11 protein-coding genes are annotated in these 12,593 nt (G+C 42.5%); 6 read left to right on the top strand and 5 right to left on the bottom strand.

The window, feature by feature from the left end:
* Window positions 1-289 precede the first annotated feature (289 nt).
* Window positions 290-1,288 carry a hypothetical protein gene (locus tag AC1DCV_RS31195; protein WP_477026842.1) on the top strand — a complete coding sequence of 333 codons (999 nt, stop codon included), beginning with the start codon at window positions 290-292 and terminating at the stop codon, window positions 1,286-1,288.
* Window positions 1,289-1,670: 382 nt separating this feature from the next.
* On the top strand, window positions 1,671-3,839 hold the full coding sequence (locus tag AC1DCV_RS31200) for an Ig-like domain-containing protein (RefSeq protein WP_477026843.1): 2,169 nt from the start codon (window positions 1,671-1,673) through the stop codon (window positions 3,837-3,839).
* A gap of 409 nt (window positions 3,840-4,248) precedes the next feature.
* Here the strand turns inward: AC1DCV_RS31200 and AC1DCV_RS31205 are convergent, their stop codons facing one another.
* The gene (locus AC1DCV_RS31205) at window positions 4,249-4,992 is read right to left on the bottom strand and encodes a hypothetical protein (protein WP_477026844.1); all 744 of its coding nucleotides are present in this window, start codon (window positions 4,990-4,992) and stop codon (window positions 4,249-4,251) included.
* 412 nt (window positions 4,993-5,404) lie between these two features.
* On the opposite strand from AC1DCV_RS31205, the gene AC1DCV_RS31210 reads away from it, so the two are divergent.
* A complete protein-coding gene (locus AC1DCV_RS31210) occupies window positions 5,405-5,824 on the top strand; it encodes a helix-turn-helix domain-containing protein (RefSeq protein ID WP_477026845.1) in 420 nt (139 codons plus the stop codon).
* Window positions 5,825-5,941: 117 nt separating this feature from the next.
* Here AC1DCV_RS31210 and AC1DCV_RS31215 read toward each other — a convergent pair whose 3' ends face one another.
* Window positions 5,942-6,475, bottom strand: coding sequence for an SRPBCC family protein (locus AC1DCV_RS31215; RefSeq protein WP_477026846.1), 534 nt, complete (start codon window positions 6,473-6,475; stop codon window positions 5,942-5,944).
* Window positions 6,476-6,511: 36 nt separating this feature from the next.
* Complete coding sequence (locus AC1DCV_RS31220; protein ID WP_477026847.1) at window positions 6,512-6,943, bottom strand: VOC family protein; 432 nt, start codon at window positions 6,941-6,943, stop codon at window positions 6,512-6,514.
* Window positions 6,944-7,069: 126 nt separating this feature from the next.
* Here AC1DCV_RS31220 and AC1DCV_RS31225 point away from each other — a divergent pair, with 126 nt between their 5' ends.
* Complete coding sequence (locus AC1DCV_RS31225) at window positions 7,070-8,044, top strand: GlxA family transcriptional regulator (RefSeq protein WP_477026848.1); 975 nt, start codon at window positions 7,070-7,072, stop codon at window positions 8,042-8,044.
* Window positions 8,045-8,155: 111 nt separating this feature from the next.
* On the opposite strand, the gene AC1DCV_RS31230 is transcribed toward AC1DCV_RS31225, so the two are convergent.
* Window positions 8,156-9,031, bottom strand: a complete 876-nt coding sequence (locus AC1DCV_RS31230) for an alpha/beta fold hydrolase (RefSeq protein ID WP_477026849.1) — start codon at window positions 9,029-9,031, stop codon at window positions 8,156-8,158.
* 356 nt (window positions 9,032-9,387) lie between these two features.
* Between AC1DCV_RS31230 and AC1DCV_RS31235 the strand changes: the two genes are divergently transcribed.
* The gene (locus AC1DCV_RS31235; protein ID WP_477026850.1) at window positions 9,388-9,939 is read left to right on the top strand and encodes a dihydrofolate reductase family protein; all 552 of its coding nucleotides are present in this window, start codon (window positions 9,388-9,390) and stop codon (window positions 9,937-9,939) included.
* 171 nt (window positions 9,940-10,110) lie between these two features.
* The gene (locus tag AC1DCV_RS31240; protein WP_477026851.1) at window positions 10,111-11,133 is read left to right on the top strand and encodes an LLM class flavin-dependent oxidoreductase; all 1,023 of its coding nucleotides are present in this window, start codon (window positions 10,111-10,113) and stop codon (window positions 11,131-11,133) included.
* A 174-nt stretch (window positions 11,134-11,307) separates the two neighbouring features.
* On the opposite strand, the gene AC1DCV_RS31245 is transcribed toward AC1DCV_RS31240, so the two are convergent.
* Window positions 11,308-12,546 carry a hypothetical protein gene (locus AC1DCV_RS31245; RefSeq protein ID WP_477026852.1) on the bottom strand — a complete coding sequence of 413 codons (1,239 nt, stop codon included), beginning with the start codon at window positions 12,544-12,546 and terminating at the stop codon, window positions 11,308-11,310.
* Window positions 12,547-12,593 lie beyond the last annotated feature (47 nt).

The raw sequence follows: 12,593 nt of genomic DNA on the forward strand, positions 1-12,593 counted from the left end.
AGTGAAGAAGCGCTTCTTGCTTTTTTTGGGAAGGGTGGACGTGGATCACGGAAGCTGATGATCGCTTCCCAAGCCGGTAACCGGCTTCCGCTTTCTTTGTCCGGGTGAATCGGTTCTGTACAGAGTACCTCTTAGCTAAGGAGGTATTACCCGATTGCAAAACAAAGATAGATCGAGGTAAGAGGTTGATTAACAAGCAATTCCAATAATTCCGGTAATTCCCTGTATTCCGTTTGTGATTCCGGGAATGCGGGTTTAATTCCGATTATTCAGTTCTATAATCTCACTTATGGCGACACTTTTTCCTGACTACCAGCAAATGATTATGCAGGCGTATGAACGAAAGAAGGTAAACAATACGCTACCTCACGGCCTGATGCACCTCACACCCGCGAAACTCAAAGATGAATGCCTGAAGAGGTGCACGAAAGATGTAAACAAGCGGGATGAAAAGATCATTAGGGATTTCTGTGGGGATTTGAATGATGCAAGAAACTGTTATGCTATTATTCAGCGATGCGAGACGGATAAATTCAGACCTTTGGTGAATTATCTGAAAGAGAAATCCGGCAGTACGGATGAGAAGAATATCGAGCTCCTGGCCTGGCTAATTGACTTTTCTGGCAGGCCCTGGGAATTAGGGAAAACGGTTTCCGGTGATGAGGATATAAAGGAAGACCCGGCGTTAAATGATCCCAGCCCGGCAACAGGAGACCCGGTAACGGTACCGGATTCCTCCGCTAATTCCTCCGCAACGGGCGTTGATACACCAGCCGGAAATCCGGTAATTCCGGAAATTCCAATAATTCCGGTCAGGTTTGTTGGTTCAATTGAAAAGGAAAGTGGAGGTGTTAGCCCAGCGGAAACCGGTAAGCAGGAAAAGGTAAAGGGGAAATCTGCCAAAACATTGGTCGCCGCGGTGATGTTGTCGCTGGTACTGGGTACAGGAGGTATGTGGTGGTGGAAAGATAGAAATCAGACGCCGCGCTCGGGGTACTGCATGTATTGGCGGGAAGATCATTACGAACCAATCGCCTGTAACCAGAAAATATCTAATGCAAGGATTATAGCGTTAGATACCATGAGGTTGAAAAATTTAAGGAAGATAACGAGGCCGGACACCATTACCTACCAGGCTATAGGAAAGGTCTGGTACTCTAAAATTGCCGGGAAATTTGAATTCTATACCTCAGGAGGAGAGCACCCGGTGGTCTTTGGTCGTGAGTTGAGGCCAATCACCGTCTATATTATCGATAAATACATCCGCCCGGGTATAGTTACGCAATAATACCAGGTGGACCATTGCAGTTATTAAGAAATTACTTGAGCAGTTTTGTAGATGATTGTGCTCATTTATTTTTACTGCTGTGACAATATGCTTAATGAACTATAATTTTATATTCATTAAGTCACGATATTTTTTATAAGTACTCCTTGCGCCAATACACTGCTTTTAGTTAAGCAAAATGTCACCGTTTAATTCCTGAATAGAAAAGCAGTTAATATGGTGAATTGTATTTTATACATCCCAATAGAAATATTTCCCCATAGTTAGCCCGTCCCTCTTATAGCAGTACTTATGCATAAATTTGGATTATTAATCTACCATAAATCTATCCTAAACAACTATTATCTACTACTAAATTCTATCAATCACTAAAAACAGAATTATGAACCCTAAATTTTACTTCATCCGAAAAATGACATGGATCACTATGCTTTTGCTATCCTTGTCATCCAACATGCTACATGCGCAAATTTATGCCAATAGCCAAACCAATGGTGTTACCGGGCTCTGTTTACTCTGTGGAGTCAGTAATCCTGATAATCCTGTAAACAACACCAATAAGAATGATTATTCCACTTTCAATATTACAATTGGTTTGCTGGGTACAACTGTTTATCAGACCCTTATATTCCCAACGTCAAGTACGGCAGGTTGTGACTCATTAACTATTGGTATTGGCAGTGGTAATGCTTTACTTTCCCTCAACCTTTTCGGCGGTGTTACTGTACAAACATTTAATGGGGCCACTGCAAATAATGATATACATGTAGTAGACAGCAGTAATTTACGTCTGCTACAAAATAACACAAGGGCTGAAATTATGCTCAAACCTGTTAATACTTTTGACCGTGTTAAGATAACACTGAGCAGTAGCTTGGTAGGATTACTTGATGCGTTTCATCTTTATTATGCCTACCGTAATCCTGCAGTTCCTGCACCAACTGCGGTAGACAGTACAGCTATTTGTGCGGGAGGGATCACTACATTAACAGCTACAGGAGTAACAGGCGCAAGTATAAGTTGGTATAATGCACCTGTTGGAGGAACTTTGTTATCTACCGGAAACAATTATGTAGTGAGCCCTGAAACTACTACTACGTACTATGCACAAGCAAGTTTAAATGGTTGTACAAGCCTTCGCAAAGCGGTGAAAGTAATTGTGAATCCCAGGCCTGCTAACCCGATATACACTGTTCCGCAAGGAATAGGATGTGGCCAGGTGTCAATTGTGGTGTCTAATTACCAACCAGGAATTAATTACAGTGTAAGAGTAAAATATGGGCAGGCTTTTAGTACTCTCCTGGATACGTCCTTCGCAGTTATCAATAATGCAACGATTAACCTTCCATATTTTATAAATAACATCACTTATCAAACTGATATTTATGTGCAGGCAATACAGGCATTCAGTGGCTGTAAGTCAGATACTGTTCATCAGGCATTTATCCGGGGAGGTTCTGCTGAATTACCTACTGTAGATAGTGACAGCTTAACTGTTTGCAAGGGAAACAACGTTACTTTACATGCTTATACGCCCACTTCCTCTTTTTGGCCTATTCGTTGGTACGATGCTCCAACAGGAGGGAATTTATTGCATATTGGTAATTTCTACACGCTAAGCCCCAACCAGACTGCCACCTATTATGTTACAGCAGCTTCTGTCTGCGAGTATCCATACCGTAAACCCGTAAAAGTAATTGTAACAAAGCTGCCTGATCCTATTTATACTGTTCCGGAAGGATTTGTCTGCGGCAACCGTGGCAGTTTGTCACTTCCTGTATCAAATTACCAGTCAGGGCTTAGTTACAATGTCCGGAATATATACACTGCCAATAATATTTTGCTTTTAGATACTTCCTATGTTGTTACCAATAGCAATACCATTGTTACACCTGTCTTTTTGTATACTATTCCGGTACAATCCGACATCTATGTTCAGGCAGTAGACGCGGTAACAGGTTGTAAATCGGATAGCATACATCAACAATTTGTACTGGATGCATGGGGAGCTTATCCCAGCGTGGATAACGATAATGTGAGTATTTGCCACGGGGATAGCGTTACTTTGCACGCTTTTGTGCCAACAGCGCCACTTTTGAATATTCGTTGGTACGATGCCCTTTCCGGAGGCAACTTATTATATACTGGAAATTATTATAAGGTTAGCCCATCCGAAAATACGACTTACTATGTAACCTCTTCATTTTCGTGCGAGTATCCGGATCGCAGACCGGTAAATGTAACTGTTAATGATTGCCTGGCGCGTACTGCTTTGCTATCAAAAGGAGAAAAGGTGTCGCCGGAGATGATGCTAAAGCAGCTGAAATTATTTCCTAATCCTACCAGTGGCGAAGTTTGGTTGGCCGTTGGTGATAAGGACCTTACCGGTAGCCTGGTAATTGTAAGAAGTCTCGATGGCAAGGAAGTGCAACGGGAAACTTTAAAGAAGAATAGCTTCAGGTTTTTAAACCGGACAGCTACTGGTCTGTATTTCATTCAGGTGATTACCCTTAAAAAAGAAGTTTATTCAGGAAAAGTATTACTACAATAATAGTATGACTAATGCTTAAAAATAGGAAGCCGCCAATTTCGGCGGCTTCCTATTTTTATTTATCTCAGTCCCGGTTGGTTATTTCTAAATATGCTTTTAAGATATAGTGCATTAAGAGCCCCCATCATTATAGTCGGCATTACCTTTTCATTATCTAGGCTCCGTCCAGGCTATACTTAGCACCCGCTTAGTACATACAGTAGCAGCGCAGTAGAGGTGGACTTGATGCGGGGATGAGTTCCGGATGTGTAATCGGGATGAAATTGAATCAGCAGAAGGATGGAGGACAGAACTGGCCATAGCAGGGCTGCTTCAGTACCAGGCTGTAGCTGCGGAAAGAAATATACTATTCAAAGGAAGCAGGCATAAAAGGTTTATTTATCAAAATATCTCCGGAGGCAAGATCGCTTTATTCCAGTTGAATGACAGCTGGATATGTGTAAGTATAGGCAAGTTTGGGAAGCAATTTCGTCCGCTTGGGGTAAGTACGTTTATTCGCATATTTGGGTACTTGTGGCGTTGCCACCGCAATAATATCGGCGGCCATGCATTGCCTGTTGCGCGATGGGTCGTCTTTGTACATTGCTCTTACCTGGAAAACTACTACCAGTGGCCCCTTTCCGGGTACATCGAGTGAAACATTTGTTTCCTGGAAAGTGGTATCGGGGGCTATCATCAGCGTAACCGTTTCGCTACCTGCCACCTGACGTGATGTGAAATCAATACGCGTGGCGATCACTTTTACTTCCAGCGCAGTAATGCCGTTATAACTTGCGATGGTTTGTGCGGGAATATTTAATATCCCGTTAGGTAAAAGCCGGGGAGGCACCGTAAAGAAACGATCTACTCCGGTATGCTGATTGAAGCGGAAGCCTGTGATGGCTTCGTGATGATCGCCGGCAGCAATGAGCACGCTGTTGAGTCGATTGATGTGGGCACAGTCACAATGGATATCCAGGTTGGGGTAGAAAGCTTTACGGATAAAAGCGCCTTTCCTGCTGGCGATGCCAAAGCGCCGGGATGCGCGGCGGGTAGCAGCCGTTTGCTGCACGCTTTGAGGCATGGAGCGCAGGAAGTAGTTGCCATTGCGCTTATACCCTATGAGATTGCCGAGTTTTCCCGTAAAAGAAATGACAGACATTTGTTTTGCCATGGGAGATTATTTTGATTACTATAAATATAACACAATTCGGGGAACGGGTTTTCGGGGCAGATTGAAGATTGGCTAAAGGGAGTGTATGGAGCATTATATAATATTCAAAGATAGTGCAGTAGGTATTTGAGAATGACAAATACGAGTGTATGAGCATTTAGAGAATATCGAAAAAAGATATTCCCCAGGTTGAAAACCTGATCCGAATATTATTACTTCAGTCCGGAATAATAAGTGTTGTCACTCACACGCTCCAGCCAAACTGTCGGCCCGTTTTGTCTGCCTGTAATAGCGATCTGTACAAATTTTGAATCTGCGCTTGCTCCATGCCAGTGAAGGGTATTAGCGGGGCATTTCACCACGTCGCCCTTATTATGAATTAAGTCAAACGGTTGATAAGCATAGTAAAAAATTGATAGCTTCCAATATTGAACTGTTCCTGAACTACTGTGACCGGTTTTATGATCGTCAGTTTATCACCCGGGAAAATGTTAATAAGGGAATATTGGAGAAGTTTGAAGCGTCGTTGAATGGCTATTTCGTATCCGAAAAACCTTATAATGTTGGGCTGCCTTCGGTCGCCTACTTTGCAGATGAGCTTCATTTGTCAGCAAATTATTTTGGTGACCTGATCAAAAAAGAAACAGGCAAATCTGCACAGGAATACATTCAGAATAAAATCATTGATATTGCCAAGGACAAGATCTTTGATAGCAGTAAGACGATCAACGAGATCGCCTATGAATTAGGCTTTAAATATCCCCAGCACTTTAGCCGTTTATTCAAGAGCCGTGTAGGTTATACCCCTAACGAATACAGATCTTTGAATTAAATAATGATACTGCGTATTCGATTCATTCCATGAATGGAAAAGGTCAGATGATATCTATTGCTGAAGATATCATCTGACCTTTTCTATTAAAGCTAATTTTTGAATATTGAAAATATGTTACGATTCCAGCCGGTGTTTCATGTTGTTCAGGCTTTCTGCAATGTCGGTACCGATAATTTTATCCATATCCATAAACAGAAGCAGGAAATTAACTGGCCAGTTCATCCCACTGTTATATACCCAGGTCAGTTTTGTTGAATTTGGCGACAGGGCTTTCACGGCCATATATCCATTGGCTGTAAAAGCCAGAAAGCGAATCTCAAAATCAACCCTTTCGCCGGCTGTTATTTTTTTAGTTTCAAATTCACCTTTACCTGTTTTACTGTTGCTGCTTTCAAAGGTTAGTATAGCACCTGGGAATCCATCAGGTTCACCTTTATAGTTAATTTTTGTATTTGGGTCCAGCAACAACCATTTGTTGTATTCAGGTTGGTTCTTTAAGTATTTGATGTAATCAAAAACTGTATCGGTAGATCGGTTGATGATAATTTCACGCGTTAATGTATACTTGTTTTTGGAAAACATGGCAATAACCAGGGATACAGCAACAATGGCAATTAAGACAACTATTATTTTTATGATCATTTTCATTAGTGTTTGCATTTTTTATTTTAATTGTTTAAAGCGCTATCTGGGCTGCTGATTGTCGAAATTGATCATCCATTGAATGCCAAATTTATCACGACACATTCCGAAGTAGGCTCCCCAGAATGTTTTGTTTAACGGCATGTCTATTTTTCCTGCTGCAGAAAGTGCCCCAAACAACCGATCGGCTTCCTGTTCATTTTCCGTATGCATACAGATGTGGAAATTGTTTCCTGCATTAAAAGGCATTTCCATTGAATCCAGTACATCAGAGGCCATCATACTGATATTATCTGAAATCTGTAATGTAATGTGGATGAGTTTTTCCCGGTCTTCGGGCGACATTTTTTTCCCGCTGTCCAGGCTTTTATAATGCTGAATATTTTTGAATTCACCACCGAAAACTGATTTGTAAAAATTAAATGCTTCCTGGGCATTGCCCATAAAATGCAGGTAGGTATTCGTGCCAATCATAATGAATAAAGAATTAATTGATTTAATTGTTTAACAAAGGTAAATGCATTTCACAAAGGTGGTGATGGGTAAATGCGACATACTATAGAAGGTGAATGCGACAATTATAATTTCTATTTTTGCTGAATGATCCAGATATCTATACTCACAATAAAGCGTGCGGTTTTAGCAGCTATTACCGATACCCATGATGTGTTTACGTATACCAACAGTTTACTAAAACAGATGGGGAAGCCTGAATTATTTAGGATTTCCCTGGTTGGGCTGGGAGAGGATGTGCAATTGAACGATGGGTTGTTTACCATCAGGCCGGATGGGCAGATTTATAAAGAGCAACGACATGATCTGATTGTGATTCCGCCTATGTCGGGCGATATGATTAGCGCAACGTATTTAAATAAGGATTATGCTGGCTGGATAGCCGATCAGTATAAAAATGGTGCAGAAGTCGCCAGCTTTTGTGTAGGCGCATTTTTACTGGCCTTTAGTGGAATACTTAAAAATAAGCAATGCAGCACACACTGGGATTATGCGAACGAATTTAGAAGTTATTACCCCGCAGTTCAGTTGGTGGAGGATAAAATTTTTACGGCTGACAAAGGGCTTTACTCAAGTGGAGGCAACAATGCCTACTGGAGCCTGCTTTTATATCTTATAGAAAAGTTTACGGACAGGCAGACAGCCATACAAGTTGCCAAGCATTTCGTAGTGGACATCAACAAAGTGAATCAAACCCCGTTTGTAGTGTTTAAAGGGTTTAAAAAGCACGATGATGAACTGATCAAGGAAATCCAGGCTTATATTGAACAAAATTTTACAGACAAAATAACCGTTACTGATCTGGCCGGAAAATATCACATAGCAAAAAGAACTTTTGAGCGTAGGTTCCTGAAGGCAACCCATCTTACGGTTGCTGAGTATCTACAGCGCATCAAGATAGAAGCGGCTAAGAAACTTTTGGAAACAGGGCGTAGGTCTGTTTCGGAGGTAATGGTGGCAGTCGGATATACCGATACCCAGAGTTTCCGGGATGCATTTAAGAAAATCACCGATCTTACACCTATTGCCTACAGGGATAAGTATAATATCCCCTCCGCTTAATGTTCTAAGGAAGAATAACCCCCATCATTATATAGTCAGATGGGGATTTGAGAATGGCAAACGGGAGTGTATGGGCATTTAGAGCATATTGAAAAAAGGATATGATGATGGTTACTTTAAAAAACTATCCAGATATCCCAATATTGTTTTGGTCTGCATCATCAGGCTAACGTGCCCCTGTGCAGGAACAATGGCCAGTTGCGATTTTGGCATTGCTCCAAAATCAGCACATATAGCACCTCCCAGCAGCTGATATGTTTTTATCAATTCAATTTTATCCAGGCCATCATTGTCGCCCGAAATCAGTAATACAGGCGAAGCGATTTTCGCAATATTTGTTTCACCCAGGTTGAATGTTACATGGTTATAAGCAATCATCTGCTCCAGGAACTTTGTCCATTTTGTTTTGTCTGGTGCTACTGCATCATATGCTGTTTTCATGGGACTGTTCGCAAATAATTCAGGCTTCATATTTTTAAACGCATTAGTTACTTCGGGCATCCAGCCATTAGTTTTATAAGTAGATGAAATGATCACTAATTTTGTTACCCGCTTAGGGCTTTGTATGGCCAACTGGTAAGCCACGCAGCCACCAAAACTATAACCTGTAACGGCTGCACTGTCCACTTTTAAGTAATTCATTACTCCTTCCACATCACTGGCCAGGGTAGCATAGTCTAATTTTCTGTCTGAAAACGGTGTGTGTCCATGTCCCTGTAATTCGATGGCAATTACTTTTCTTGTTTTTGACAATTCAGGTATTAATTGTCCCCAGTTCATTCCAATGGTCATAAAGGCACCGTGCAGTAAAACGATAGGCTCGCCCTTACCATATACTTCGTAATAAACTTTAATGCCATTAACAGGTACGTAGCCACTGTCGGCAGGGTAAAGCTGTTGCCCGTTAGACTGAAATACGGTGAAAAAAAGTGCAGTAATTATTAATACCTGTTTGAGGACATCAGATCTTTTAAATACTTTTTTCATAAAACGTTATTTAAATTGGTTTGAACTTATTGACCATACAAAGATGACAACCGTTTCAGGATTTGACACTGGGGGATAACGACAACTTTGGGGGTGAATTCCGACAAAACATGGCTTTTTAGGCGCCTGATATTTTAGACTATCCCCAAATGCTACCAGGTGTTCGATTAAAATCCCTCCCTCTCCGTTGCGATGGATCATCGTAAGATGATCTATATCAGATGACGCCGCAGCTTTGGGCTTAAATGGCCCTTTTCTTGTCGCGGATGGCCCTCATTTTGGTGGATGCATTATTTTATTTTTGACCTGTATCTGAGCAAATCAGCATAGGAAAATCAAAGATTAAAACCGATCCAATGAGAAATATAATCTATGGTATCAATCTGACTACAGATGGTTGCTGCGATCATACCCAAATGAGTGGCAGCGAAGAGATCCATGAGTATTTCACGGACCTCATGCGGGATGTTGACCTGATCATCTACGGACGTAAGACGTATGAGCTGATGGTTCCTTTCTGGCCTGACTTTGCAAAAAAACAATCCGGGACGAAAGCGATGAATGAATTTGCGCAAACATTTGACGCCATTGAGAAAGTTGTTTGTTCCCGGTCATCAGACAACTTTGAAGGTAACCCGAGGGTTATTCGTGAGCACCTCGCAGCAGAAATCCTGCAACTGAAGCAGGAACCAGGAAAAAATATTTCAATTGGTGGTGTGAGTCTGCCTGGGGAATTGATAAGGCTTGGGCTGGTGGATGAATATTATTTTCTTGTTCATCCTGTCATTGCGGGTCAGGGGAGGCGGTTGTTAGATGGTACCATTCTTCCCCATCAGCTACATTTAACACTAGCGGACTCGCGGGTGCTTAAATCAGGATGTATAGCGCTTCATTACCTGAAACAGTGATAGCAGCGGGCCGTAACTTAAAGACGAAAGCCTTCAGATAACATCTGAAGGCTTTTTGTTTTATATCTGCACTGTTAATTTTATTCCTGAAGGGGTACCCTGTGAAAGAAATTGTTTTAGCAGCCAGAAAATAGATAATAAAGGACTATTTTTCCGTACGAAAAAGAAGTTATGAAGAAAATAGGATTTTTATCGTTCGGGCATTGGTCTGACCATCCAGCCTATAAGACCCGAACAGGGAGTGACACATTGCTTCAATCTATTGATTTGGCTGTTGCTGCCGAAGAAATTGGTTTAGACGGCGCCTATTTTCGTGTGCATCATTTTGCCGCTCAGTTGGCATCACCATTTCCTTTGCTTTCGGCTATCGGTGCCAAAACAAGCAAAATAGAGATTGGAACAGGTGTAATTGATATGCGTTATGAAAATCCACTGTATATGGTGGAAGATGCCGGAGCTGCGGATTTAATTTCGGAGGGGCGATTGCAATTGGGAATCAGCAGAGGGTCGCCGGAACAGGTAATCGATGGGTGGCGCTATTTTGGATATGAACTGGCGGAAGGAGAAACTGACGCAGATATGGGACGCCGCAAAGCGTTGGAATTCCTGGATAAGTTAAAGGGTGTTGGATTTGCCCAGCCTAATCCGTACCCGATGTTTCCGAATCCACCAGGCTTGCTACGCCTGGAGCCATATTCCGAAGGACTGCGGGAACGTATTTGGTGGGGAGCCGCTTCTAATGCTACGGCTGTTTGGGCGGCTGAAAATGGAATGTACCTTCAAAGTTCTACGCTGAAGTTTGATGAAAGCGGCAAACCTTTCCATATACAGCAAGCCGAGCAGATCAGGTTGTACAAAGATGCCTGGAAAAAAGCGGGACACAATCGTGAACCGAGGGTTTCGGTGAGCCGGTCTATTTTCGCATTGGTAAACGATCAGGATCGGTATTTCTTTGGGAAGGACACCAATCAGGTTGATAAAATCGGAATGATTGAAGCGGATAAACGCGCCATTTTCGGAAGAAGCTATGCTGCAGAGCCAGATCAACTCATAAAGGAGTTAGCTGAGGACGAAGCTATCCAGGAGGCAGATACCATCCTTTTGACGATACCCAATACATTAGGCGTTGATTACAATGTACATATACTGTCTTCTATTTTAGAGCATGTGGCCCCCGGATTGGGTTGGCGTTGAATTAACGTTAACATTGGTATCAGGGAATCAACCGGACCTCTGAATTTCTGCAAAAAGCGATACAAAATTCATGATTGGATTTTGTATCGCTTTTTACTTTACATCCTTGTGAAGCGTTGAAACGATTCACTGGTACCTGTGGTGCGTTAGTAAGCTGTCCGCCGCTTCTTCATTTTAATCTTTCTTCGTTCCGGCAGTAGTTTCAGTACTATCGGACGGATTGAAAGGTGTTACAGTGATTTTTCCGTTCGATGAAAAGGAGACAATAGTTTCAGCCAAATACTGAAATGCCAGGTTACCTTGATTATCCATAATAATAAACCACAGACCCACACAAACCATATTGGTAATGAAAGACTGCGTCACCTTCAGCGCGTTGGTATTAACTGTGTCGGCGTCAATCAATCTCAGTTTTGCCAGATAATCTACCGTTAATATATTTTCGACATTCAGGTTATTGATCTGGCCGTCTGCTGCGATATTAATGCTGTTGGCATTCAGGCGGCCGCTGATAGCCGTATCTCCTTTAACGTTCAGCCGGGAACTACTGTCGGATCCCAGGTTTGCATTTCCCGACAACTGCGCATTGCCACTGATAACAGCATCTCCTGTAACGTTCAGTTGTGAACTGCTGTTGGCCCCCAGGTTTACATTTCCCAACAACTGCGTATTACCGCTTACCTGCAGCGTGTCTGCCTGGATCTGCGGGGTAGCAACAATGACAGTGGTGGTAAGGTCTTTTATCACTGTTTCTCCCAGGGAAACCAATACGGCGCGTAACAGGAATGTAACATCATTCGTAATGGGTTTAGTTGTCCACTTACGGACGTTGGTAACATCCACCACTTCATTGTTGTAATACAGGACGTATTTCGCCTGGCTGGAACCTTCCCAGGTAAGTGTGACCGTTTGATTATCCTGTACCAGCGGTATCTGTGGCGTGAAGTTGCTGAAGAAAAAGCCGTATGGAAATTTGGTGACGGGAATATTCAAAAAGCGGTCGTCTAACCCTGCGACTGAAGAAGAAGCTGTTTCAATGATACCTATTTGTACGGTACCCACCACCGGGCTAACGGCGATGTTGAAAAACTGAAACACAACGCCCTCCGTAGTGATAGTCACCGGCTTACCAGAAACGGGCAGAATATTGAATACGCCCGGGCTGGCGGGTGTAATACTCCAGACCCGCTGCGGATCGGCATTGTACAAGATCGATTCCAGGTGATCTGTCAAATCCGGTGGAATGGTTACCTGTATGCTTTCCAGGCTAACGGCGGCGTTACTGCTGTTGGATACTACCAGGATAAGTGCCGCATACACCGTATTGCCACCCGGAGGACTGGCCTGTAACGGATCCGGCGTAGTGTTAATGGCGTAATCAAGCAACGTGGTTGTTGAGTCGGGTGTTTTCATGATGATATTTTTTATAGGTGAAAAATTGCGTGTTATTTATTCACCTT

The sequence above is a fragment of the Chitinophaga sp. 10T418 genome (assembly GCF_056394125.1).

Coding starts and splice junctions, on each gene's coding strand:
- AC1DCV_RS31195 (WP_477026842.1), top strand. CDS start 290: ATGGCGACACTTTTTCCTGACTACCAGCAAATGATTATGCAGGCGTAT.
- AC1DCV_RS31200 (WP_477026843.1), top strand. CDS start 1,671: ATGAACCCTAAATTTTACTTCATCCGAAAAATGACATGGATCACTATG.
- AC1DCV_RS31205 (WP_477026844.1), bottom strand. CDS start 4,992: ATGGCAAAACAAATGTCTGTCATTTCTTTTACGGGAAAACTCGGCAAT.
- AC1DCV_RS31215 (WP_477026846.1), bottom strand. CDS start 6,475: ATGAAAATGATCATAAAAATAATAGTTGTCTTAATTGCCATTGTTGCT.
- AC1DCV_RS31220 (WP_477026847.1), bottom strand. CDS start 6,943: ATGATTGGCACGAATACCTACCTGCATTTTATGGGCAATGCCCAGGAA.
- AC1DCV_RS31225 (WP_477026848.1), top strand. CDS start 7,070: ATGATCCAGATATCTATACTCACAATAAAGCGTGCGGTTTTAGCAGCT.
- AC1DCV_RS31230 (WP_477026849.1), bottom strand. CDS start 9,031: ATGAAAAAAGTATTTAAAAGATCTGATGTCCTCAAACAGGTATTAATA.
- AC1DCV_RS31235 (WP_477026850.1), top strand. CDS start 9,388: ATGAGAAATATAATCTATGGTATCAATCTGACTACAGATGGTTGCTGC.
- AC1DCV_RS31240 (WP_477026851.1), top strand. CDS start 10,111: ATGAAGAAAATAGGATTTTTATCGTTCGGGCATTGGTCTGACCATCCA.
- AC1DCV_RS31245 (WP_477026852.1), bottom strand. CDS start 12,546: ATGAAAACACCCGACTCAACAACCACGTTGCTTGATTACGCCATTAAC.